Source organism: Arthrobacter sp. SO5, assembly GCF_020532805.1.
Lineage (GTDB): Bacteria > Actinomycetota > Actinomycetes > Actinomycetales > Micrococcaceae > Arthrobacter.
In genome coordinates this window covers 20,795-41,760 of record NZ_MQTQ01000094.1, presented here as the reverse complement: position 1 = coordinate 41,760, position 20,966 = coordinate 20,795, and the positions used below count along the sequence as shown (strand labels likewise).

The 20,966-nt window shown below is 66.3% G+C and carries 22 protein-coding genes and 1 tRNA gene; 7 read left to right on the top strand and 16 right to left on the bottom strand.

The annotated features are described in order from the left end of the window. Positions 1-17 precede the first annotated feature (17 nt). The 5 genes from BJG92_RS16920 to gcvH form a co-directional block, all read right to left on the bottom strand. Complete coding sequence (locus BJG92_RS16920; protein ID WP_308011680.1) at positions 18-614, bottom strand: MerR family transcriptional regulator; 597 nt, start codon at positions 612-614, stop codon at positions 18-20. A 271-nt stretch (positions 615-885) separates the two neighbouring features. Continuing rightward, complete coding sequence (locus tag BJG92_RS16915; protein ID WP_232085143.1) at positions 886-1,389, bottom strand: bifunctional nuclease family protein; 504 nt, start codon at positions 1,387-1,389, stop codon at positions 886-888. Then, on the bottom strand, positions 1,389-2,105 hold the full coding sequence (locus BJG92_RS16910) for a MerR family transcriptional regulator (protein WP_232085142.1): 717 nt from the start codon (positions 2,103-2,105) through the stop codon (positions 1,389-1,391). Before BJG92_RS16910 ends, BJG92_RS16915 begins: the two co-directional genes overlap by 1 nt. Before the next feature lie 23 nt (positions 2,106-2,128). Next, on the bottom strand, positions 2,129-2,605 hold the full coding sequence (locus BJG92_RS16905) for an FHA domain-containing protein (protein ID WP_232085141.1): 477 nt from the start codon (positions 2,603-2,605) through the stop codon (positions 2,129-2,131). Positions 2,606-2,744: 139 nt separating this feature from the next. Next, positions 2,745-3,131: a glycine cleavage system protein GcvH gene (gene gcvH, locus BJG92_RS16900; RefSeq protein ID WP_232085140.1), complete on the bottom strand. Its 387-nt coding sequence runs from the start codon at positions 3,129-3,131 to the stop codon at positions 2,745-2,747. A gap of 146 nt (positions 3,132-3,277) precedes the next feature. Here gcvH and BJG92_RS16895 point away from each other — a divergent pair, with 146 nt between their 5' ends. Continuing rightward, positions 3,278-4,147 (top strand): Fpg/Nei family DNA glycosylase, encoded by an 870-nt coding sequence (locus BJG92_RS16895; RefSeq protein WP_232085139.1) that lies wholly within the window; start codon positions 3,278-3,280, stop codon positions 4,145-4,147. A 68-nt stretch (positions 4,148-4,215) separates the two neighbouring features. Here the strand turns inward: BJG92_RS16895 and BJG92_RS16890 are convergent. The 10 genes from BJG92_RS16890 to BJG92_RS16845 all read right to left on the bottom strand — a co-directional run bounded on the left by BJG92_RS16890 (position 4,216) and on the right by BJG92_RS16845 (position 14,155). Beyond that, positions 4,216-4,292, bottom strand: a tRNA-Pro gene (locus tag BJG92_RS16890). A 169-nt stretch (positions 4,293-4,461) separates the two neighbouring features. Continuing rightward, entirely contained in the window at positions 4,462-6,012 is a 1,551-nt protein-coding gene (gene der / locus BJG92_RS16885) for a ribosome biogenesis GTPase Der (RefSeq protein WP_232085138.1), read from the bottom strand. After that, positions 6,009-6,725: a 1-acyl-sn-glycerol-3-phosphate acyltransferase gene (locus BJG92_RS16880; protein ID WP_232085156.1), complete on the bottom strand. Its 717-nt coding sequence runs from the start codon at positions 6,723-6,725 to the stop codon at positions 6,009-6,011. Before BJG92_RS16880 ends, der begins: the two co-directional genes overlap by 4 nt. A 37-nt stretch (positions 6,726-6,762) precedes the next feature. After that, positions 6,763-7,491 carry a (d)CMP kinase gene (gene cmk / locus BJG92_RS16875; protein WP_232085137.1) on the bottom strand — a complete coding sequence of 243 codons (729 nt, stop codon included), beginning with the start codon at positions 7,489-7,491 and terminating at the stop codon, positions 6,763-6,765. Then, positions 7,491-8,600 carry a prephenate dehydrogenase gene (locus BJG92_RS16870; RefSeq protein WP_232085136.1) on the bottom strand — a complete coding sequence of 370 codons (1,110 nt, stop codon included), beginning with the start codon at positions 8,598-8,600 and terminating at the stop codon, positions 7,491-7,493. The genes cmk and BJG92_RS16870 overlap by 1 nt, the downstream gene beginning before the upstream one ends. A 3-nt stretch (positions 8,601-8,603) precedes the next feature. After that, positions 8,604-9,944 carry a pseudouridine synthase gene (locus tag BJG92_RS16865; protein ID WP_232085135.1) on the bottom strand — a complete coding sequence of 447 codons (1,341 nt, stop codon included), beginning with the start codon at positions 9,942-9,944 and terminating at the stop codon, positions 8,604-8,606. A gap of 112 nt (positions 9,945-10,056) precedes the next feature. After that, on the bottom strand, positions 10,057-10,638 hold the full coding sequence (locus BJG92_RS16860) for an SMC-Scp complex subunit ScpB (protein ID WP_232085155.1): 582 nt from the start codon (positions 10,636-10,638) through the stop codon (positions 10,057-10,059). A 119-nt stretch (positions 10,639-10,757) separates the two neighbouring features. After that, positions 10,758-11,612 (bottom strand): ScpA family protein, encoded by an 855-nt coding sequence (locus BJG92_RS16855; RefSeq protein WP_232085134.1) that lies wholly within the window; start codon positions 11,610-11,612, stop codon positions 10,758-10,760. 8 nt (positions 11,613-11,620) lie between these two features. Next, complete coding sequence (locus BJG92_RS16850) at positions 11,621-12,520, bottom strand: ParA family protein (RefSeq protein WP_232085133.1); 900 nt, start codon at positions 12,518-12,520, stop codon at positions 11,621-11,623. A gap of 276 nt (positions 12,521-12,796) precedes the next feature. After that, a complete protein-coding gene (locus tag BJG92_RS16845; RefSeq protein WP_232085132.1) occupies positions 12,797-14,155 on the bottom strand; it encodes a cation:dicarboxylate symporter family transporter in 1,359 nt (452 codons plus the stop codon). 137 nt (positions 14,156-14,292) lie between these two features. Here BJG92_RS16845 and BJG92_RS16840 point away from each other — a divergent pair, with 137 nt between their 5' ends. The 5 genes from BJG92_RS16840 to BJG92_RS16820 all read left to right on the top strand — a co-directional run bounded on the left by BJG92_RS16840 (position 14,293) and on the right by BJG92_RS16820 (position 18,541). Further along, a complete protein-coding gene (locus tag BJG92_RS16840; protein ID WP_232085131.1) occupies positions 14,293-16,026 on the top strand; it encodes a sensor histidine kinase in 1,734 nt (577 codons plus the stop codon). Further along, on the top strand, positions 16,023-16,742 hold the full coding sequence (locus BJG92_RS16835) for a response regulator (protein ID WP_232085130.1): 720 nt from the start codon (positions 16,023-16,025) through the stop codon (positions 16,740-16,742). The genes BJG92_RS16840 and BJG92_RS16835 overlap by 4 nt, the downstream gene beginning before the upstream one ends. A 113-nt stretch (positions 16,743-16,855) precedes the next feature. Further along, entirely contained in the window at positions 16,856-17,449 is a 594-nt protein-coding gene (locus BJG92_RS16830; protein ID WP_232085129.1) for a molybdopterin-dependent oxidoreductase, read from the top strand. Positions 17,450-17,459: 10 nt separating this feature from the next. Continuing rightward, positions 17,460-18,197 carry a ferredoxin reductase gene (locus BJG92_RS16825; protein WP_232085128.1) on the top strand — a complete coding sequence of 246 codons (738 nt, stop codon included), beginning with the start codon at positions 17,460-17,462 and terminating at the stop codon, positions 18,195-18,197. Further along, positions 18,194-18,541, top strand: coding sequence for a DUF6510 family protein (locus tag BJG92_RS16820; RefSeq protein ID WP_232085127.1), 348 nt, complete (start codon positions 18,194-18,196; stop codon positions 18,539-18,541). Before BJG92_RS16825 ends, BJG92_RS16820 begins: the two co-directional genes overlap by 4 nt. Before the next feature lie 56 nt (positions 18,542-18,597). Here the strand turns inward: BJG92_RS16820 and BJG92_RS16815 are convergent, their stop codons facing one another. Next, positions 18,598-20,496, bottom strand: coding sequence for a propionyl-CoA synthetase (locus BJG92_RS16815; protein ID WP_232085154.1), 1,899 nt, complete (start codon positions 20,494-20,496; stop codon positions 18,598-18,600). Between the two features lie 187 nt (positions 20,497-20,683). Here BJG92_RS16815 and BJG92_RS16810 point away from each other — a divergent pair. Then, positions 20,684-20,966, top strand: a 283-nt coding sequence (locus BJG92_RS16810; protein WP_232085126.1) for a GntR family transcriptional regulator, incomplete at its 3' end; no start/stop codon positions are given.

Below are 20,966 nucleotides of genomic sequence, written 5' to 3'. Positions count from 1 at the left end.
CTCGTTTGGTCCCGGTCTCAGCCGATCTTGCGGGCGGCCCGGCGCTTGCTGAGTTCGTCGTCGGGGAACGACTGGTCCCTGACGTGTTCGCTGGGAAGGGCCGCGAGGCTGCCTTCCACTTCACGCCAGACCCGGCCGACGGCGATGCCAAAGACCCCCTGCCCGCCCTGGACAAGATCGATGACTTCGTCCGCCGAGGTGCACTCGTAGACGCTGGCGCCGTCGCTCATGAGGGTAATCTGCGCAAGGTCTTCGACGCCGCGCTCCCGCAGGTGCTCGACGGCGGAGCGGATCTGCTGCAGCGAGACGCCCGTGTCCAGGAGCCGCTTGACGACCTTGAGGACGAGGATGTCGCGGAAGCCGTAGAGGCGCTGGGAGCCTGAACCGGCGGCGCCGCGCACGGCGGGCTCCACGAGTCCGGTGCGTGCCCAGTAGTCCAGTTGGCGGTACGTGATGCCGGCCGCCTTGCAGGCGGTGGGACCGCGGTAGCCCGCGTCCTCGTCCAGGAAAGGAAGGTCCTCGGTGAACAGCAGGCCCTGGGCACCGCTGGCGGGCACGGCAACACCGGCCGTCGGGGTCTGCTTGAGCTCGCCTGCTTCGCCTTTCGGACTCACGTCGATCCTCCTTGTCGTGGCTCCCTTGCGGAAGTTGCAGCTACAGCTGGCTATCCCTAGCAAAACAAACCTCAACCGGATAAAATTTCACCCGTGTGATTTCCCCGCGGCTGCACTTTCCAGTGTGGCCTGCGGGGCTATCGTATGCAATGGGAACTTGTACCTCCGACGTTAGGCCCGCCGGGGCCCAAGGTCAAAGACGTTCGGGCTATTGCCGGGGCGTGTCGAAACTTTCAGCCTCAACTTTAACCTTAACGTGACCTGGGCCGGCTCAACCGGCGAAGTCTTCAGGTTCGACGTCGTCGAGGAACTCCCGGAAGCGCCGCAGTTCGCCTTCTTCATCGACGGAGGGACCGGCGTGGGTGTCCTCGCCCTCGTCGTGTTCGGTAATCCGGACGCCCGCCTCATCCATGACGGCGTCGGCGCACCAGATCCGGCACTTCGCCCGCAGCGCCAGCGCCAGCGCGTCGGAGGCCCGGGAGCTGACGGTGGTGCCGTTCTCGAACTGTAGCTGCCCGTAGAAGATGTTGTCCTCCACAGCGACAATGTTGACGCTGACGATCGTGTGGCCGAGGGATTCCACGACGTCCACGAGCAGGTCGTGGGTCATGGGGCGGGGCGGAACAACGCCCTGCTGGGCCAGGGCGATGGCGCTGGCTTCCGGGGTTCCGATCCAGATGGGCACGTGCCTCTCGCCGCGGATCTCCTTGAGCAGCACGAGCGGCTGGTTGGACGGCAGTTCAATCCGCACCCCCACAATCTCGACCTCAATCATCAGATGTCCATCCTCGAGATCCGGTCCTGGACCAGGGCCCGGTGCAGGGTCAGGCAGAGGTCGCTGATTTCCCTGGCCGCCTCGGCGGCGCGGGCGTGCGAGGCGGCATCCTTTCGTGAGGTCAGGGTGGCTACCGCGCGTTCCACCAGGCCGAATTCGCGTTCGGCGGCGGCCTGGAACGGCCGCAGGTGCCGGGGCTCCAGGCCGTGGCTCTCCAGCTGCACGCAGGCGCGGGCCACCTGCAAGGCGTGCTCGTCGAACTTGCCGTTGACGTGCCCGATCAGGCCGAAGCTCAACAGTGACTGGAGCAACGGGACGCTCGCGCCGGATTCGGCCCGGAGCTGTTCCTCGCTCAGCAGCCGGACCCGGTTCTGCAGCTCGGCAGCGAGATCCGCGGAGACGATCCGCGGAGACACCGTGACGCCGGGAGGCAGGTTCTCGGGCCGTTCGCCCCGGTCGATCGCGTCGAGGTAGTCCTTGATGACCTTGAGCGGCAGGTACTGGTCCCGCTGGAGGGCCAGCACGAACCGCAGCCGTTCGACGTCGCTCTCCCCGTACTGCCGGTAACCGGCCGGCGTACGTTGGGGGTTGATGAGCCCCTTTTCTTCAAGGAACCGGATTTTCGACGCCGTCATACTGGGGAAATCGTCGCTCAACTGAGCTAGGACTTCCCCGATGTTCAAGATCTGGGGTCCGCGCCGTTCCGCTTGTGCCATGGCCACAGACAGCTACCCGGAAATCAGACGTTGCCTGCTGCGCGGGCAGGGCTCAGGTAGAAGGTGAGCCGGAACTTGCCGATCTGAACCTCGTTGCCGGACCTCAGTTCCACGGAATCGACACGGTCGTTGTTCACGTAGGTCCCGTTCAGGCTGCCGGTGTCGACCACTTCGAAGCTCCGCGCGGTGCGGCGGAATTCGACGTGCCGGCGCGAGACCGTGACGTCGTCAAGGAAAATGTCGGCGTCCGGATGCCGGCCCGCCGTCGTGATATCCGAATCCAGCAGGAAGCGGGCGCCGGTGTTGGGTCCGGTGTGCGCAATGAGCAGGGCGGAGCCGTAAGGAAGCGCCTCGACGGCGGAGCGCTCCTCGGCCGAGAGCTTCGGCGTGAAGGTCGGTTCGTCACGCACCGGAGTGAGGTTGATCGAGGTGGTCTCCGAAGCCTTCACTCCACCCGTGCCGTAACCGTCACCGGTGTCGTTCCGTTCGTGCCCAAACATTGAGTCCTCCTCATTCGTTGCAGGTGTCCCCCCTGCAAACAACGCATGCCGTCCGGAAAAGCCTGGCAGTTCCGGTGTTAGCCCTTCGACGGGCGTTGTGTGTGGTTTCCCCAACAACCCTGTCCGAATGACCGTTCCCTTAGCCTACCTGCTGTTCGTACTCCGACGCACTGAGCAGCGACTCCACAGCGTCGGCTTCGGCAAGCTTGATTTCGATCAGCCAGCCCTCGCCGTACGGATCGGAATTGATCAGGGCCGAATCGGTGTCCAGCGCCTCGTTGCGGGACACCACTTCACCCGAAACCGGGGCGTAGATGTCACTGACGCTCTTGGTCGATTCGACCTCGCCGACGACGGCGTTGGCCGTGACCTTGGTGCCGGTTTCGGGCATCTGCGCGTAGACGACGTCCCCGAGGGCGTCCTGGGCAAAGTCAGTGATCCCCACACGCACGACGCCGTCGGCGTTGGGGGCCGTGACCCACTCGTGTTCAGCGGTGTAGGACAGCTCTTCGGGAATGTTGCTCATGACGGGCCTTTCGTCGGTTCAACCACCAAATATCGACGGCGGGAAGGTGAACTGGCCGCCGCTGAAAGTATAGGCATATCCGGCAGGGCCCGGGAGGACTCTGCCATGATGGTGCAATGACGGAACACGCCGGTAACGGCTAGGCCATGCCCGAACTTCCGGAAGTGGCCGCCTTGACGGACTTTTTGGACAAGCATCTGCGCGGAGCGGTTGTGACGCAAGTCCAGATCGTCTCGTTCGCGGTGCTCAAGACGGCGGATCCGCCGTTCGCGGAGCTTGAGGGCAGGGCCGTGGCGGGGGTACAACGTTACGGAAAATTCGTCGCCCTCGAAGCCGACGGTTTGTATTTTGTCTTCCATCTGGCGCGGGCCGGCTGGGTCCGGTTCACCGAGTCCCCCACCGCTACCCACCTAAAGATGGGCAAGGGGAACCTGGCGGCGCGGCTGACGTTTTCCAGTGCGGCCGGCCCCCTCGGCGTGGACCTGACCGAGGCCGGCACGAAGAAGAGCCTGGCGATCTATGTGGTCCGGGACCCGTCCGAGATTCCCGGCATCGCGGCACTGGGACCGGATCCGTTCAGCCCCGGGTTCGACGTCGAGACGCTGGCGGGGATTCTTGGTTCCAGTTCCCAGCAGGTCAAGGGCCTCCTGAGGAGCCAGAGCGTGATTGCCGGCATCGGTAACGCCTACAGCGACGAGATCCTGCATGCGGCCAGGATTTCCCCGTTCGCCATCGCCAGGACCCTGGACCGGGATGCCGTCGGGGTCCTCTACGGCGCCATCCACAGCGTTCTCGGAACTGCCCTTCAGGAAGCCGGCGGGAAACCTCCGAATGAACTCAAGGACACCAAGCGGAGCCATCTGAGGGTGCACGCCCGGACCGGCCAGGCATGCCCCGTCTGCGGGGACACCGTCCGTGAGGTGTCATTCGCGGACACGTCCCTGCAGTATTGCCCGGGCTGCCAGACCAAGGGGAAGATCCTGGCCGACCGAAGGACGTCGCGTTTTTTGAAATAGCCGCGCCGGGTCCGGGGAACAGAAAACCCCGCCGCCGCCTTGTCAGGCGGTGACGGGGTACTTTCTGTTGGTCGGGCTGACAGGATTTGAACCTGCGACCCCTTGACCCCCAGTCAAGTGCGCTACCAAGCTGCGCTACAGCCCGCTGGTTCCGCCGTTCTCCGCTCCCGATGCCGCTCACTTGTGTATCCAAGGAGTTTCATCTGAGCAGTCCGGCCGAACCACCTCCAAAAGCTTACACGATTCCGGAGGGTGCCCGTGACACTTTCAGCCGGTCACGGAAACCTTTTTTCCCTCGGCGGACGCGCCCGGAATTAGCGCTTCTTGCCGCGCTTTTCCCGCACACGCATGTTGACCTCGATCGGCGTGCCCTCGAACCCGAAGGTTTCGCGGAGCCGGCGGGTGATGAAGCGGCGGTAGCCCGGGTCCAGGAACCCCGTGGTGAACAGCACGAACTTCGGCGGGCGGCTGGAGGCCTGGGTGCCGAAGAGGATGCGGGGCTGCTTTCCGCCGCGGACAGGGTGGGGATGTGCCGCGACGAGCTCGCCCAGGAAGGCGTTAAGCCGGCCGGTCGGAATCCGCTTGTCCCAGCTTTCCAGGGCCGTGTCCAGGGCAGGGACGAGCCTGTCCTTGTGCCACCCGGTCAGCGCCGAAATGTTCACCCGCGGCGCCCACGCCACGTGGGCCAGGTCCTGCTCGATTTCGCGTTCCAGGTAAGTGCGGCGTTCGTCATCCAGCAGGTCCCATTTGTTGAACGCGAGAACCAGCGCACGGCCGGATTCGATGGCCAGCTGCAGGATGCGGACATCCTGCTCGCTGAGCACTTCGTCCACCGCGAGGAGCACGACGGCGACCTCCGCCTTTTCCAGGGCGCTCTGCGTTCGCAGCGAGGCGTAGAAGTCGGCGCCCTGTGCCATGTGCTGGCGGCGGCGGATCCCGGCGGTATCGACGAAGCGCCAGGTGCGGTCGCCGAGTTCGATGAACTCATCGACCGGGTCCCGCGTGGTACCGGCGGTGTTGTCCACCACCACGCGCTCGGAACCGGCCAGCTTGTTCAGCAGCGAGGACTTGCCCACGTTCGGCCGCCCGATCAGGGCGATGCGGCGCGGACCGCCGGAGCGCTCCAGGCCTTCGATCGTCGAGAACTCGGGAAGAGTGTCGATCACGTGGTCCAGGAGGTCCGCGACGCCCCGGCCGTGCAGGGCCGAGACCGGGTACGGCTCGCCGAAGCCGAGGCCCCAGAGCGTTGCGGAGTCGGCTTCCTGCGCGAAGTCATCGACCTTGTTGGCGACCATGATGACCGGCTTCTTGGACTTGCGGAGCATCTTCACAACGGCTTCGTCGGTGGCGGTGGCGCCGACGGCCGAGTCGACGACGAACAGCACGGCGTCGGCGAGTTCCACGGCCATTTCGGCCTGTTCGGCGACGCGGGCGTGGATGCCGCGGGCATCGTGCTCCCAGCCGCCGGTGTCCACGACCGTGAAGTTCTGGCCGTTCCAGGTGGCCGAGTACATCACACGGTCGCGTGTGACGCCGGGGGTGTCTTCCACGACGGCCTCGCGGCGGCCGAGGATCCTGTTCACCAGGGTGGACTTGCCCACGTTGGGCCGGCCGATGATGGCCAGGACCGGGTCAAGCTTGACGGGACCGTCGAAGTCCTCGTCGTCGTACTCGCCGCTCAGGAGGGCGGCGTCTTCCTCATCGAGCTCGTAGTCGTCCAGGCCGGCCCGGAGGGAGGCCGCGCGGACCTCTGCTTCCTCATCGTCCAGGGCGGCAAGGTGCTCGGCCACCTGGTCCGTGCCGGTGGGCGTGTATTCGTCTTCGCCGGCGCTAAAGTTGCCGGAGGTTTGAGTCGTATCGCTCATTGCACTTTCCTTATGGGGTGATCTGCCGGCGTCCCGGCTACTGCTTCATGACGTTCTTGCGGGGAATCCGCGTTGGGCAAGGGCTGCCCGGTTCTTAGGATCGAATCCTGGACATGGCGGGCCAGCGCGGCGCGGATCTCGGTTCCCGCCCTGTCCATTGAAACACGCCCGGTCTCGCCGGGCCTGCGGCTGACATTGAGGGCCCCACCGAAGCTGACGTGCAGCCGCCGGCGCAACCGTGGAACGCTGTCCACGTCTTCGGCGCCCGTCCGGGTCCCAAGGATGGCTACGGGGACCACCGTGGCCCGCGAGTTCAGCGCCAGCCAGGCCACGCCGTTGTTGATTGCGGACGCCTCGCCGCTCCCCCGCGTTCCCTCGGGGAGAATGCCGACGCACCGTCCGTCGTCGAGCATGCGTTTGGCCCGCTGCAGGGCCGCACGGTCGCCCGCACGGTCCACCGGCAGCTGGCCCGAGGCCTGCAGCACCCGGCCCAGGAGGCCGGCGAACATTTCCTGCTTGACGAGGATGTGCATGGCACGGGGCGAGGCTCCGAACATCACGGGTCCGTCCAGGAAGGAAATATGGTTTCCGGCGAAGATCACCGGACCCGACGCCGGCACGTTGGACCGTCCCGTGACCGAGGTCCGGTAGAGGACGTGGTCCAGGAGCCAGCCGACCGGACGGCTCCAGACGGTGGTCCACCGCCCCGGCAGCACCGTGTCCGGCCGGGTCCGCGCCTGCGGCGCCGCGTCAGTCACGGGCGGTGACCTTGTGGCCGGTGACGCCGGTGACGATGTTCAGAGCGGCATCAACAGTTTCCGCGAAGTCCAGCTCCGAGGAATCCAGCGTCACCACACCGTCGGCGGCCCGCGTGAAGTTCACGACTGTGGAATCCTTCGCATCGCGCTGGGTCACCTGCGCCGCCAGCTGCTCCGCGTTCTGGGTGCCGCCGAGCTGGATGCCGCGGCGGCGCAGGCGGGCCTCTTCGCTGGCGGTGAGCAGCATCCGCACTTCGGCGTGGGGCGCGACGACGGTGGTGATGTCCCGGCCCTCGACCACCATGCGGCGGTGGTGCTTTTCGATCAGCTCGCGCTGGCGGCGAATCAGTTCGATGCGGGCACCAAGGGTGGTGGCGACGGCGCTGACGGCAGCGGAAATCACCGGCTCGCGGATGGCAAGCGTGACGTCTGTTCCGCCGACGCGGACGTATTCTTCCAGCGGGCTCGTACTGATCTCCAGCGGCAGGTTTTCGGCCGCGGCCTCGACGGCGGCCCCGTCCTCGAGGTCGGTGCCGCTAGCCAGGCAGAACCAGGTCAGGGCGCGGTACATCGCGCCGGTGTCCAGGTACGCCAGCTTGAGCCGGCGGGCCACTTCCTTGCTGACGCTGGACTTGCCGGAGCCGGAGGGTCCGTCGATGGCCACCACCAGGCTTTTGCCGGGGCGGACGACGTCGACGGAAGAGATAAGTTCCTGGGTCATTACTGGAGTACCCGCCATCCGCGGTCGTTGAGGGCTTCGATAAGCAGGTCGTGTTTGTTGGGCAGCACGGAGATCTCCACCATGCCCACATTCTGTCCCGAGGAGTGGTCCAGGCGCAGGTCCTCGAGGTTGACGCCGATCTCGCCGATCTCCGTGAGGAGCCTGGCGATCTGACCCGGTGTGTCATCCACCAGGACCGTCAGCCAGGAGTAGGCCTGCGGCGGTCCGCCGTGCTTGCCCGGGATACGGGACTGGCCGGCGTTTCCTTCGCTGATCAGCTGGGCGAGGTCCAGCCGTGCGCCGGGGGCCGTCGGGTTCTCCAGCGTACCGATCACCCGGTTGAGGTCCTCGCGGACCCCGTACAGTACATCGACCACCTTGCCCGCGTTCGCGCCCAGGATCTGCACCCACAGGGTCGGATCACTGGCCGCGATGCGGGTCAGGTCCCGCAGCCCGTTGCCGGCCAGGGACAGGGCATGCAGCGGCGTGCCCTGCAGCCGGCTGGCCACGAGCGAGGACACAACCTGGGGTACGTGGGAGACGAGCGCCACGGCCTCGTCGTGTTCCTCGGCGCCGAATTCGGACACGACGGCACCAAGGTCGCTCGCCAGCGCCCGTGCTGCCTGGAGGGACTCCGGCGAGGTCTCCTCGGACGGGCACAGCACCCACGGCATGGAGGTGAAAAGCTCCCCGCGGGCAGCGACCGGACCCGACTTTTCCCGGCCCGCCATGGGGTGGGTGCCCACGTAGCGGGTGAGGTCGGCGCCGCGGGAACGCAGCTCGGCCTGGATGCCGGCCTTGACACTGGCGATGTCCACAACAACGGCCTGCGGGTAGTCCCCGAGTGCACGCTCCACCACATCGGCCGTGACATCCGGCGGCGCGGCGACGATGACGAGCTCGGGCTGTTCCCCGTCAAGGCGCGCCAACGGCAGGCCTGCGCCGATGTCGACGGCGACGGCCTGGTTGGTGGGCGAGGGATCGGAGAGGAACACTGCCACTCCGCGGCCCCGGAGCCCCAGCCCGATGCTGGTACCCAGGAGACCGGTGCCCACGACCACCACCGGACCGGCCAGGTGCCCGCGGCCGTGGGTGCGAAAGGCGGACATGCCCTACAGCCCTACGGATGCCAGCAGGTGGCCGACTTCCTGCTTGCCGAGGTTGCGGATGCTGCCCTGGCGCTGGTCGCCCAGGCCGATGGGGCCGACCTTGACCCGGACCAGGCGCAGCACCGGGAAGCCAACGGCGTCGAAGAGACGCCGGACGATCCTGTTCTTGCCCGAGTGCAGCACGACCTCGATGAGGACGTGGCCCGGAGTGGAGTCAACGAGCTTGAAGGAATCGACCGAGGCAATGCCGTCTTCGAGTTCCACGCCCGCCTTGAGCTCCGCGCCGATGCCCTGCGGGAACGGCCCGCGGACCTGCACGAGGTAGGTCTTGGGGACTTCGTAGGAGGGATGGGTCAGGCGGTTGGCGAGTTCGCCGTCGTTCGTGAGCAGCAGCAGGCCCTCCGTGGCGACGTCGAGCCGGCCCACGTGGAAGAGTCGTTCGCCGTGGCTGTTGCGGACGAAGTCGCTGATGCAGGGACGGCCGTCCGGGTCTTCCATGGTGGAAACAACGCCCTTGGGCTTGTTGAAAACCATGTAGACCATGTTCTCGTCGAGCTGGATGCGGAGACCGTCCACGTGGATCACGGCGGTCTTCGGATCGACGCGGACGCCGAGCTCGGTGACAACCTGGCCATCGACCTCGACGCGGCCTTCGGCGATCATCTCTTCGCAGACGCGCCGTGAGGCGACGCCGGCCGAGGCCATGACCTTCTGCAGGCGGATGCCGTCCTGGTCGTGCAGTTCAGACTGGGGCACGTCGGCGCGCGGACCGCGCTTGCGGGCCGGCTTGCGCACGGGGCCCAGGTTCTGGCCGAAGCGTTCGCTGCCGAAGGCGCGGGGGCCCGCGGACTTGGCGGCTCCGGTGCGCGGTTTGGGCTTGAGGGCGCCGGGAGTGCCGGGGACCTTGCCGAAGCCGGGCTTGCGGGCGGCGGCCTTGCGGGCAGCCTCCTTACCGGAGGGTGCTTTGGACTTCCACTCGCCGGAAGCCGGCCGGCCTGCCGACGCCGCGCCGCCGTCGGGACCCTGGAGGTCCGGATCGATGAAGGCCTCTTCGCGGGGTTTGGGGTGTTTGAAGGTGCGGTCTCCGCCGCCCTTATAGCCGGCTCCGCCGCCGCGGCTTGCGCCACCCTGGAAACCGCGGCCGGCGCCGCCCTTGTAGTCGGCTCCGCCGCTGCGGCCGGAGCCGCCCTGCGCGCCGCGGCCTGAGCCTGGCGCTGAATTTTGTCCGGCACTGTTGTTTCCGGCACCGTTGTTGCCAGCACTCTTGTTGCCAGCACCGTTGTTGCCAGTGCTGTTACGCCCCGAACTGTTACGTGGTGAACCCTGGCGTCCCGCCTGTGTCATGACCCGTCCTTCGTGTTGTGGCCGACGGCCGCTGTCTCCCGACAGCACCCGCCAGCTGGGGCAAAATGGTTCTGCCCTCGTGGATACTTCTGCGCAGGCAGTATGTTCCTGCCTACATTCTTTCTGCGTCGTAAAACTCTTCGATGCCTTCAAGCCCCGGAAGATGGGGCGAAAGCTGCGGCATTTCAGCCACCGAGCCGATTCCCATCCGCTCCAGGAAATACGACGTCGTGCGGTACAGGATGGCCCCGGACTCGGGATCTGTTCCCGAATCCTCGATCAGCCCGCGCTGCGTCAGCGTCCGCACGACAGAGTCAACATTAACTCCTCGAATTGCCGAGACCCGCGCCCTTGAGACGGGCTGGCGGTAAGCGATGACGGCGAGCGTTTCGAGCGCCGCCTGCGTCAGCCTGGCTGTCTGTCCCTCAAGCACGAATCCCCCGACAATATCGGCGAATTCAGCGCGGGAGTAGATCCGCCAGCCTCCGGCGATATTCCGCAATTCAAAGCCCCGGGGGGTGGCGCCGAAGCCGTCAGTTTCTATAGCAGAACTGGCAACGTCCACAACCGGGGCATTAATAGTATAACCGTCATACTCGCGTTGCAGTTCCGCCAGCAGTCGCTCGACGACGTCGACGGTCAGATTCAGCCCGGAGGCGAGCTCGGTCGCCGTGGCCGGCTGGTCGATCACCATCAGCACCGCCTCGAGGGCCGCCCGGGCGCTCCCGGGAAACTTGCCCCCGCCGGGAAGGCTCCCTGTATTGGACGGGGTGTCGGGGCCGGTCCAGGCGTCCGGCCCAGGCTGGGTCTCGCTCATGCCTGCTCCTCATGTTCTTCAGTCATGTCCCCGCTGCGCCAGGCTTCGCCGTGGGCGGTCCACCGGACCGTGAGGTCCCCCAGCGGGAGCAATTGGTCGAAGGCCACCGCCTTGTCCCGGAACATTTCCAGCAGCGCCAGGAACCGCGCCACCACCACGAGGGTCGATTCGGCGTCGGCGGTCAGGGCACGGAAGGTCAGCGGGTGGCCGAGCCGCAGCCGGTGGCCCAGCAGTTCGGCCTGTTCCCTGACGCTGACCGGCGTGCCGTGAAGGTGCGCCAGGCCCACCTCCGTGGGGGCAGCTTCCTTGGGCTTGAGTGCCGCCTCGGCCAGCGCGGCGAACTGCTGTGGGGTATGCCGCCAGAGAAGTTCCGGGAGCAGCGCCGCGAAGTGGAGCTCCAGCGCGACCTGCCTCGGATACCGGCAGGCCTCGCGTTCCAGGGTGGAGCCCATCAGGCCCGCAACGTGCTTGAAGGCCCTGTACTGCAGCAACCGGGCGAAAAGCAGGTCGCGGGCTTCCAGCAGTGCGATGTCCTCAGCGTCTTCGACCTCGCCGGCGGGCAGCAGCCTGGCCGCCTTCAGGTCCAGCAGGGTGGCGGCGATGACCAGGAATTCGCTGGCCTCGTCCAGGGCCCACTCCTCCCCCAGTTTCCGGAGTCCCTTGATGTACTTGATGAATTCATCGGTGACGGTGGCCAGCGCCACTTCGGTGATGTCCAGCTGGTGCTTGGAAATCAGGCCGAGCAGCACGTCGAAGGGCCCGGTGAAGTTGGCCAGCCGGACCTCGAAGCCGGGCTTCTTCCCGGCGGGGGCGAACTGCGGCTGAGCTGTGGGAGTGACTGTTTGCGCCACGATCCTGGCTAGGGCGCGCCGCCGCGCGAAATGAGCTCTTTGGCGAGGTTGCGGTAGGCGTCCGCGCCGATGTGGTTGCCGGCGTAGGCGGTGATGGGCTCGGCTGCGACGGTGGCGTCGGCAAACTTGATGGAACGCTTGATGACTGTCTCGAAGACTTTGTCGCCGAAGGCCTCCACGAGGCGGGAGATCACTTCGCGGCTGTGCAGTGTGCGGGAGTCGTACATCGTGGCAAGCACACCGTCGACCTGAAGGCGCGGGTTCAGCCGGTCCTGGACCTTGTCGATGGTCTCGACGAGCAGTGCGACGGCGCGCAGCGCGAAGAATTCACAGATCAGCGGGATGATGACGCCGTGGGCGGCGGTGAGTGCGTTGACCGTGAGAAGGCCGAGCGAGGGCTGGCAGTCGATCAGGACGACGTCGTAGTCGTCCTCGACCTTCTTCAGCGCACGGTCCAGCACCTGTTCGCGGGCCACCTCGTTGACGAGCTGGACTTCCGCGGCGGAGAGATCGATGTTGGCCGGGAGCAGGTCCAGGTTGTCTACGCCGGTCTTGTGGATGGCGTCACGGATGTCCACCTTGCGGTCCATCAGCACGTTGTAGACCGTGAGGTCCAGTTCGTGGGGATTGATGCCAAGCCCGGCGGACAGCGCTCCCTGGGGATCGAAATCCACCACCAGCACGCGGCGGCCGAACTCCGCAAGCGCCGCGGCGAGGTTGATGGTGGAGGTGGTTTTACCCACTCCACCCTTCTGGTTGACCATGGCGATGACCCGCGCGGGGCCGTGGGAGGACAGCGGCGCGGGCTCCGGGAATTCGCGCAGAGGGCGCCCGGTGGGGCCCATGACGGAGTCTTCCAGATCGAGTTCGGTGCCTTCCAGCGTTGCTGAACCCTGTTCGCTGCTCACGTATCTATCCACACTTTCGATGACGGTGATTGTCGTGCTTGATCTTGCTGCCGCCGGCGTCAGGCACCGACCTTATTCCTCCCAAGGCTACAGCGCCCGACACGGTATTCCGCGGACCTTGACAGCGCCCATTATTTGAGCCTCAACCTTCTGGTAGAAGTCGAAGGTTGGCATTCTGCAACGGAAAACCGCCCGGGACGCTGGTGTGCGTCCGGGCGGTTTTACCCGTGATCAACGTGGCCGCTGCTGTGATCCGATGGCAGCAAAGCCGATGGTTCAGGCGTTCGCCGGGACCGGCTGGGCCGGGTGTACAGGCTCGGCCACCACGCCGTGGTGGCCGGCGATCATGGTCTGTTCGTCGAACGGCTCGGCGCCGGAGAGGACACGCTCAACCTGTCCGCCGTCGATCTCCTTGACCCAGGTGCCGATCAGCACAGTGGCGACGGCGTTGCCGGTGAAATTGGTAAGTGCGCGTGCCTCGGACATAAAGCGGTCAATACCGACGATCATGCCCACGCCGCCCAGCAGCTGCGGCGCATGCGCCTGCAGTCCGGCGGCCAGGGTGGCAAGGCCGGCGCCGGTGACGCCCGCTGCACCCTTGGAGGCGATGATCATGAAGATCAGCAGGGAGATCTGGGCACCAAGGTCCAACGGTGTGCCCATGGCGTTGGCGACGAACAGCGATGCCATGGTCAGGTAGATGGCGGTGCCGTCCAAGTTGAAGGAGTATCCGGTGGGGACCGTCACGCCGACGACCGGCTTGGAGACACCGAGGTGTTCCATCTTCGCGATCAGCCGGGGCAGCGCTGCTTCGGAGGAGGAGGTGGAGAAGATCAGCAGGTATTCCCGGGCCAGGTACTTCATGAGCCGGAAGATGTTCACCCCGGCGACAACCTGGAGCAGGCCGCCGAGGATCACGACGATGAACAGCGCGCAGGTGGCGTAGAAGGCGGCCATCAGGGTGAACATGCTGAAGATGGCCTGCATGCCGGTGGCTCCGACGACGGCAGCGATCGCACCGAAGGCGCCAACCGGGGCCAGCCACATGATCATGATGAGGATGCGGAATACCAGGGCCTGGCCGTAGCCGACGGCTTTGAGGATCGGGGCCCCCTGCGGGCCCATCTTCTGGAGGGCGAAGCCGACGAGGATCGCGGCGAGGAGCGTCGGCAACACGGGGATGTCGCCCGGGATGATGCCGAGCAGGAAGTCAATCGTGCTGTCGGTTGCTGCCTTCTTGTTCGGATCATAGGGCGCGAGCTTGAGGCCCTCGCCCGGGTGGATCAGGTTGCCCACCACGAGGCCGATGGCCAGCGCGAAAGTGGACATGACGATGAAGTAGGCGAGCGCCAGTCCGCCGACCTTGCCCACAGTGGCGGCCTTCGCGATCGAGCCGATTCCCAGCACGATGGTGCAGAAGATGACGGGGCCGATCATCATCTTGATGAGTTTGATGAACCCGTCCCCCAGCGGTTTGAGGGACTTGCCGACCTCGGGGAACAGCAGTCCGACGACGGCGCCGGCAATGACGGCCACGATGACGGCGATGTACAGGTAGTGGGACTTGTCGAGCCCCTTGCGCTTCTTGACGATCGTTGCGTCGGGTGACGCTGACTCTCCTCGTTGAGAGGCCATGGTGTTCTCCTTGGATAGGCTGGACGTCGGTGCCTCACAGCTGTGGGCCCATCTCGTGCGTTCTGCTTGTCACCCCATCATCGAGGAGAGGGTGATGCGCATCACCGTTGCGTTCATATTGGTCATGGAAGGTGTTGATGATCCACCGCTGGAGCATCGCCCGCAGGCTGTTTGTGGCCCATCTGCTGTTCGTGCTGGCCCTGACGGCCATCGTGGGCACGGCCGCCTTCGTCGATGCGCGCGACCACGCCTATGACGAGGCCGGCCGGCGAATGGCTGGCATCGCCACCGCCGTTGCGGACAACCCGCAGGTGCTGCAGGCGGCGGACGCCGCGAACCCCTCAGCCCTGCTTCAGCCCTATGCGCTGAAGGTTATGCAGGATGCGGACGCGGATTTCATCACGATCATGGCCACGGACCGCACACGGTGGACCCATCCCCGCGACGAGGAGCTGGGGAGGCCCTACATCGGTTCGGTCGACGCGGCCCTCAACGGCCAAGTCTTCACAGAGATCACCGCCGGGACCCTGGGACCCTCGGTCCGAACGATTGCTCCCGTGAAGGACCCTGACGGCTCGGTGCGCGCGCTCGTCGCGGCGGGGGTCACGGTCCGGACTGTGGACATCGCCGTCTCCGGCCGGCTGCCGGCGCTGCTGGCTATCAGCCTGGCACTCCTGGCGGGCGGCTCTGTCGCGTCGTGGCTGCTGGGACGGTACCTGCGGAGGGTGACCCGAGGCTGGGGTCCGGAACAGCTCGCGCAGCTTTTCGCCTACTACGAATCGGTCCTCCACTCGGTCCGCGAGGGCGTCATCCTGGTGGATTCCAGGGGCAATGTCGTGATGTACAACGACCAGGCGGCAGCACTTCTGGGGCTTGCCCCGCAGTCATCCGACGGCGGGCCTCCGGAGCTCCGCTCTTCAGCCGGCGGGCAGAAGGCGCCGTCGCTCGCCGAGTTGCCGCTGGCCCCCAGCCTCAAGGAGCTCTTCGAATCCGGCCGGACCGCGCACGACGAGATTCATCTGACCGGCTCCCGCGTCCTGGTGGTCAACCAGGGCCCCGCCGTCGGGCCGGGCCCCGCCTCGGGACGGCAGCGCGCCGCAGTGTCCGGCACTCCTGTGTTCGGCACCGTGGCGACTATCCGCGACCGCACCGAAATCGAATCCCTGGGCAGCGAACTGGAAACGATGCGCACCCTCTCCGATGCCCTCCGCGCCCAGACCCACGAACACGCCAACCGCCTCCACACGATCGTCTCGCTGATGGAACTGGGGCGAAGCACCGAGGCACTGGAGTTCGCCACGCAGGACCTCGAGCTCAGCCAGCGGCTGACCGATGACCTGGTGAGCTCCATCGACGAGCCCGTGCTCGGCGCGCTCATCATGGGCAAGGCCGCCGAAGCCCACGAGCGCGGGGTCGAACTGATCCTGAACACGGCCGGATCCGCCGCCGTGACCGGGTTGGCGGTGCAGGACCTGGTGGCGATCCTGGGCAACCTGCTGGACAACGCAATCGACGCGGCCGCCGAGGCGCCGGCGCCGAAACTCGTGGAGCTGACTGTCGAGACTGCCGCCGGCGCCCTAAGGATCACGGTGGAGGACAGCGGGCCCGGCATCGATCCGGAGGCTGTGGAGGAAATCTTCCGGCACGGCTTCAGCACGAAGGCGGCGGGCCCCTCCGGCCGCGGCCTCGGGCTGGCCCTAGTCCGGCAGGCGGTGCACCGCCTGGGCGGTAGCATGACCATCACCAGCCCGGCCGGGGCACTGTTCCACGTCACGCTGCCGACGGCTCCGGCGGCTCGGGCGGTTCCCGACAGGACGGATCCGGCCACGGCGGCCACGACGCCGGCGACGACGGCCGAGGGACAGAAATGAGCGACATCCGCGTTCTCGTCGTCGAGGACGAACCCATCGCCGCAGCCGCCCATGCTGCCTACATCGGCCGGCTGGAGGGCTTCGCCCTGGCCGGCTCGGCACCCGACGGGCAGTCCGCCCTCCGGCTGATGACGGAGTTTTCCGCGGCGGGAAACCCGGTAGAGCTGGTGCTGCTGGACATGAACCTGCCGGACCTGCACGGGCTCGACATTGCGCGCCGGATGCGGGCCGCCGGGCTCTTCGCGGACATCATCGCCATCACCGCGGTCCGGGAACTGAACATCGTCCGCAGTGCGGTGGCCACCGGTGTGGTCCAGTACCTGATCAAGCCCTTCACCTACGCCACTTTCGCGGACAAACTCGCCAGCTACCGGCTCTTCCGTGAACAGCTCGCCTCCCCCGCCGCCGGACACGCCGGGGCCGGGGCCTCCCAGAGCGACGTCGACCAGGCATTCGCCAGCCTGCGGGCACCGTCCGAGCTACCCCTGCCCAAGGGGCTGGCCGCGTCCACCCTGGCATCGGTGCAAGAGTTCATGAAGCGGCAGGCGTGTGCTGTGTCGGCCAGCGAGGTAATGGACGCGCTCGGCATGTCCCGGGTCACCGCCCGGCGCTACCTCGAATACCTTGCCGAGGCCGGCACGGCCACCCGGATGCCGCGCTACGGAGCCCCCGGCCGGCCCGAGAACGAATACCGGTGGAACCGGCCGCCGTCGTAAGCAGCACCACCGGTTTAGCCGCGGAGAATGTCCGCAGGTCTGGCCAGTGTGGTGCCGTTGCCATATCGTTGCAAGTACATTCGACAGGCGGAGCCCCGCATTGGAGGCACGTGATGGAGATCATCTCGTCTCGTTTTCATGGAAAAAGACGAACCGGCAATCCGGCGTTGCCTCCGGGCCAGTATGAGACCGGAAGCTTTCCCGTACTGACGGCGGGCCCTGCACCCGCTGTTGCCCCGGCGGACTGGGAATTCTTCCTTGCAGCCGAGACAGGAGATCGCCGCGCCTGGTCCTGGGATGAGTTTATGGCGCTGCCACAGGTTGATATCCGGACCGACATTCACTGCGTGACCAGCTGGTCCAAACTGGGCACCTCGTGGCGCGGGGTGTCCTTGGACACCTTATTCGAGGATGTGGAAACAACATCCGAGTTCACCACTGCTCACTCCTACGGCGGCTATACGACCAACCTCCCGCTACAGGACCTTCTAGGCGGCCAGGCATGGGTGGTTTGGGAATTCGACGGCGAACCGCTGGAACGGGCCCACGGCGGACCTGCCCGCCTGCTGGTACCCCACCTCTATTTTTGGAAAAGTGCGAAGTGGATCAATGGCCTCGAGCTGATGCCGCACGATGTTCCCGGTTTCTGGGAATCCAACGGCTACCACATCTACGGCGACCCATGGCGCGAGGAGCGCTACTCATGAGGCCGGACGCATGAGTACCCTGTGGCGTGTCGCCGAGGTGGTCAGTGGCGTTCCCGAAACGGAATCGGCCAGAACGATCGGGCTGCGCGTGGACGGCCTGAACGGCAACCTGGCCGGCCAGCATATCGATGTCCGGCTCACGGCGGACGACGGCTATACGGCAGTGCGGTCATACTCTGTGGCTACAGCCGGCATGGACGAAATCCTGGAGATTACGGTCGACGAATTGGCCAACGGGGAGGTCTCCCCCTATCTGGTCAGGGACCTGATGCTCGGAGACCAGTTGGAGATCCGGGGCCCGGTCGGCGGCTGGTTCGTCTGGCGGCCCACGGACCCGAACCCCGTCCAGCTGATCGCCGGAGGATCCGGCATTGTCCCGCTCATGTCCATGATCCGCGCCCATGAGGAATCCGGGAATCCGTCACCGTTCCGGCTGCTGTACTCGCTCAAGTCGCCGGAGGCGGGGTTCTATCGGGAGGAACTGCTCACTTTGGGCCAGGAGTCCCCCAAACTCACTGTCGACTACTTCTACACACGCAAAGTGCCAGTGGGCTGGCCAAGCGCCCCGAAACGGCTCACCGCAGAAACCCTGCTGGCAAACATCCTGCCGGCGGACCCTGCCCCCGACATCTTCATCTGTGGTCAGACAATGTTTGTCGAAACCGTCACAGAATGGCTCGTGCAGGCGGGTTATCCGGCCGCGTCGATCAAGACCGAACGCTTCGGCGGGACGGGAGGAATCCGGTGACTGGCAACAACGGCTCCGCATCCCCTGGCGCCGAGGACCCGCGCCCCGAGGACCCGGACATCGCGGGAACCGCTGGCAATCCAATACCTCATCTTGACGGAAACGCGGTGGCAGGACCGCTGTGGGAGCTGTTCCGCGTTGACATCATCACAGCGATCGGACGATGCAAGAACTGTGGCGCCGTGCGGGTCTTCGGGGAGGCAGCGGTCTATGCCGACGCCCCGGGAATCGTTGTACGTTGCAGCTCCTGCGGGGGCGTTCTCCTGCGTCTCGTGGAGACTCCCGCGAAATGGTGGCTCGATGTCAGCGGACTCAGCTACCTGCAGATCGACCGGGAGAATTAGGGCACGCCGGACGCCTCCCTCGACGCAGAACCGGCGCCGCGGCCATCCGACCACCGTCACTCGGAGGCGCCGGGCCGGAGGGTTTCGATGAGCTGGTCGATCACGCCGGCATCTTCAATGGTGGACGGCACCACATAGTCGTCGCCGTCGGCGATCTGGCGCATGGTCTTGCGCAGGATCTTCCCGGAGCGGGTCTTGGGCAGCGCTTCGAGAACCGTGACGTGCTTGAAGTCTGCCACGGCGCCGATGTCGCGCCGGACCAGGGCGATCAGGTCCCTGACCAGGATCTCTTCGGGCACGTCGACCCCGGACTTGAGCACCACGTAGCCGCTGGGACGCTGGCCCTTGAGCGGGTCTGCGAGGCCGATCACGGCGCATTCGGCAACTGCCGGGTGCTGGCCGATCACCTGTTCCATGGCGCCGGTGGAGAGCCTGTGGCCGGCGACGTTGATGATGTCGTCGGTCCGGCCCATCACGAAGAGATAGCCGTCCTCATCCCGGTAGCCGGAGTCGCCGGTGGCGTAGTACCCCTCGAAGGCCTGCAGATAGGAGGAGATGTACCGCTCGTCGTTCGCCCAGAGCGTCGTGAGCGTGCCCGGCGGCAGGGGAAGGGCCAGGACAATGTTCCCTTCCGTCCCGGCCTCGACGTCCTCTCCGCTGCCATCGACGATGTTGAGCTTGAAGCCGGGCATGGGCACGCTCGGCGATCCCGCCTTGATGGGCAGCCCGTCGAGGCCACGCGGGTTGGCGCAGATGGCCCAGCCTGTTTCGGTCTGCCACCAGTGGTCCACCACGGGGACGCCCAGGATCCGGGAGGCCCAGTGGTAGGTATCGGTGTCCAGCCGCTCGCCGGCCGCAAACAGGGCCCGCAGGCTGGACATGTCGTACTGCCCGAGCAGCGCCGCCTCGGGGTCGGCCTTCCGGATGGCGCGCAGGGCGGTGGGCGCGGTGAACAGGACATTGACCTTGTGGTCCTGGATCACCCGCCAGAACGCTCCGGCGTCGGGGGTGCCCACGGGCTTGCCTTCGTAGAGCACGGTCGTGGCGCCGGCCAGCAACGGCCCGTAGACGATGTAGGAGTGCCCCACCACCCAGCCGACGTCGGAGGCGGTCCACATGACGTCGCCGGGCCCGACGTCGTAGATGTTTTCCAGGGACCAGCTGAGCGCCACGGCGTGGCCGCCGTTGTCCCGCACCACACCCTTGGGCGAGCCGGTGGTTCCCGAGGTGTAGAGGATGTAGAGCGGATCTGTCGCTTTGACGTCCACCGGCGCGGCGGGTGCGGCGGTGGCCATCTCGGTGTCCCAGTCCAGCCAGCCTGCGTGACCGGCAACCGTGGAGGCGAAGCCGTCCCGCGCCTTGACCAGGACCGGGGTGTCGGGCGTTCCGGCCAGCCCCAGGGCTTCCTCGACGGCGGGAAGGTACTCGATCCGGCGCGAGGGCTCGATGCCCCCGGAGGCCGTGACCACGGCCGTCGGGGCAGCGTCCCGGATGCGGGCGGCAAGTTCCTTGGGGGCAAAGCCGCCGAAAACGACCGAATGGACGGCGCCAAGCCGGGCAGTGGCCAGCATGGCGATGGCGGCTTCAGGGATCATGGGCATGTAGATGACGACACGGTCGCCCCTGCCCACGCCCTGGCTTCTCAGCACCCCCGCGAACCGGGCCACGAGGTCCGTCAGTTCAGCGTAGGTGTAGCGCTGCTGCGTGCCGAGCATGGCGGAGTCGTAGATCAGGGCGTCCTGCCCGCCCCGGCCCTCCTCCACATGCCGGTCCAGCGCGTTGTAGGAGGTGTTGAGGACGCCGTCCGGGAACCAGCCGTACAGCGGCGCCCGGCTCTCATCAATGGCCTGCTGCGGAGCGGCTGACCACGAGATCTTCCCGGCGGCTTCCAGCCAGAATTCGGCGGGCTTCTCGAGGCTGCGTTCGTAGCTGTCCCGGTAGTTCTTGGTACCCATGAAATTGCGTCCCGTCCACGACGATGTGATGGAGCTCATGGTAGCCCCGGCGAGCGCCGGGCACAAGGGTCTTGTATACACGGATACCAAGGAGCGGGCTAATTGACCGCATATGCTGGGCAAATTTTGCATCCGTGTATACACTGGAGTGCGTCAGCCAACGAAGGAGCAGGGCGAAGGAGTCAGGATGCGCGCGAGCGACAAGGCCTACGCGGCCCTGCGCGAGGACATCATCGAGTGGCGTCTGCTGCCCGGGACGGTGCTTGCGGAAGTAGAGCAGTCCGAGCGGCTTGGCATCTCGCGCACCCCGCTGCGGGAGGCCCTGAGCCGGCTGACCGCGGAGGGCCTGACGACGACGGCGGGCGGCCGCGGCGTCGTCGTCACCGACATTTCGCTCGAGGACATCGACGAACTCTTCGAACTGCGCGAAACCCTCGAAGGCAAGGCAGCGGCGCTGGCGGCCGAACGCG

What these genes read in the sequence shown, in the direction of transcription:
- BJG92_RS16915 (WP_232085143.1), bottom strand. Translation starts at nt 1,389, where the DNA reads ATGATTGAGGTCGAGATTGTGGGGGTGCGGATTGAACTGCCGTCCAAC.
- BJG92_RS16910 (WP_232085142.1), bottom strand. Translation starts at nt 2,105, where the DNA reads ATGGCACAAGCGGAACGGCGCGGACCCCAGATCTTGAACATCGGGGAA.
- BJG92_RS16905 (WP_232085141.1), bottom strand. Translation starts at nt 2,605, where the DNA reads ATGTTTGGGCACGAACGGAACGACACCGGTGACGGTTACGGCACGGGT.
- gcvH (WP_232085140.1), bottom strand. Translation starts at nt 3,131, where the DNA reads ATGAGCAACATTCCCGAAGAGCTGTCCTACACCGCTGAACACGAGTGG.
- BJG92_RS16895 (WP_232085139.1), top strand. Translation starts at nt 3,278, where the DNA reads ATGCCCGAACTTCCGGAAGTGGCCGCCTTGACGGACTTTTTGGACAAG.
- der (WP_232085138.1), bottom strand. Translation starts at nt 6,012, where the DNA reads ATGAGCGATACGACTCAAACCTCCGGCAACTTTAGCGCCGGCGAAGAC.
- cmk (WP_232085137.1), bottom strand. Translation starts at nt 7,491, where the DNA reads ATGACCCAGGAACTTATCTCTTCCGTCGACGTCGTCCGCCCCGGCAAA.
- BJG92_RS16870 (WP_232085136.1), bottom strand. Translation starts at nt 8,600, where the DNA reads ATGTCCGCCTTTCGCACCCACGGCCGCGGGCACCTGGCCGGTCCGGTG.
- BJG92_RS16865 (WP_232085135.1), bottom strand. Translation starts at nt 9,944, where the DNA reads ATGACACAGGCGGGACGCCAGGGTTCACCACGTAACAGTTCGGGGCGT.
- BJG92_RS16860 (WP_232085155.1), bottom strand. Translation starts at nt 10,638, where the DNA reads ATGGTGATCGACCAGCCGGCCACGGCGACCGAGCTCGCCTCCGGGCTG.
- BJG92_RS16845 (WP_232085132.1), bottom strand. Translation starts at nt 14,155, where the DNA reads ATGGCCTCTCAACGAGGAGAGTCAGCGTCACCCGACGCAACGATCGTC.
- BJG92_RS16840 (WP_232085131.1), top strand. Translation starts at nt 14,293, where the DNA reads ATGATCCACCGCTGGAGCATCGCCCGCAGGCTGTTTGTGGCCCATCTG.
- BJG92_RS16835 (WP_232085130.1), top strand. Translation starts at nt 16,023, where the DNA reads ATGAGCGACATCCGCGTTCTCGTCGTCGAGGACGAACCCATCGCCGCA.
- BJG92_RS16830 (WP_232085129.1), top strand. Translation starts at nt 16,856, where the DNA reads ATGGAGATCATCTCGTCTCGTTTTCATGGAAAAAGACGAACCGGCAAT.
- BJG92_RS16825 (WP_232085128.1), top strand. Translation starts at nt 17,460, where the DNA reads ATGAGTACCCTGTGGCGTGTCGCCGAGGTGGTCAGTGGCGTTCCCGAA.
- BJG92_RS16815 (WP_232085154.1), bottom strand. Translation starts at nt 20,496, where the DNA reads ATGGGTACCAAGAACTACCGGGACAGCTACGAACGCAGCCTCGAGAAG.